Annotated in this window: 1 protein-coding gene and 1 riboswitch; the gene reads left to right on the top strand. The window is 37.9% G+C overall.

Features of this window, described 5'->3' with window-relative positions:
• The first annotated feature begins 132 nt into the window (after window positions 1–132).
• Window positions 133–235: riboswitch (yybP-ykoY riboswitch) on the top strand.
• Window positions 236–320: 85 nt separating this feature from the next.
• The gene (locus PSH41_RS20015) at window positions 321–881 is read left to right on the top strand and encodes a TMEM165/GDT1 family protein (RefSeq protein WP_273590052.1); all 561 of its coding nucleotides are present in this window, start codon (window positions 321–323) and stop codon (window positions 879–881) included.
• The last annotated feature ends 34 nt before the right edge of the window (window positions 882–915 follow it).

The raw sequence follows: 915 nt of genomic DNA, 5'->3' as shown, positions 1-915 counted from the left end.
CCCTGATGAAGATTAACGGCTTTGACTTAATATGCTTGTGTAGTGGCAGCGTTAACTTGTCCAACTTTATAGATGCTCATCGGTAAAACTTATAATTAAATATTTACTGGTATTTTACTTTGTGGGAAAATAGCCACCCTCTTAGGGGAGTAGCCTGCTCATTAGTGAGTAAACTTATCAACATAATTGCACCTCATGTGCATGGTAAGTTTGTAATGTTGTAGCAAGCATTATCGGCAAGACCTAGGTAGACACTATCCTCATGGCGGGAGATAGTTGTTTGCCTCGGTTTAATATTTCCCGCCAAAAGACTAAAATTTATGGATATTTTCTTAACCTCTACCGTTACTGTCGCTCTTGCTGAAATAGGCGATAAAACCCAACTTTTATCTTTACTCTTAGCAGCCCGCTTTCATAATAAAATAGCGCTTATTTTAGGTATTCTCGCTGCAACAATTATTAATCATGGTTTATCTGCTTGGTTTGGTGATTGGCTAAGTGGGAACTTTGTCGTGGGATACTTACCTTGGATAGTGAATTCAAGCTTTATTGTAGTGGGTCTTTGGCTACTTATTCCAGATAAGGATGAAGAAGTCAGCCACAAATATGACTGCTATGGCGCGTTTGTAGTAGCTTTAATCTTATTTTTTATTGCTGAAATTGGTGACAAAACACAAATCGCAACCGTATTGCTTGGTGCGCAATATCAATCAGTACTATGGGTTACCATAGGGACAACGGTAGGAATGTTAATTGCTAATGTCCCTATTATATACGTTGGTAAAGCTTTGTTACAAAGAATTCCACTAAAAACAGTAAGAGCTATTGCGGCCAGTGTTTTTGTGATATTGGGTATTCATGGCTTAATGACGATATATTGATAAAGTAACGTTGAAATCAAGCGCAAACGCTTAC

The organism is Pseudoalteromonas sp. CST2, assembly GCF_028599385.1.
GTDB lineage: Bacteria > Pseudomonadota > Gammaproteobacteria > Enterobacterales > Alteromonadaceae > Pseudoalteromonas > Pseudoalteromonas atlantica.
This window is presented reverse-complemented; position numbering and strand designations above follow the sequence as displayed.

Bases quoted from the DNA above. Each gene is read 5' to 3' on its own strand.
- PSH41_RS20015 (WP_273590052.1), top strand. From the start codon at position 321: ATGGATATTTTCTTAACCTCTACCGTTACTGTCGCTCTTGCTGAAATA.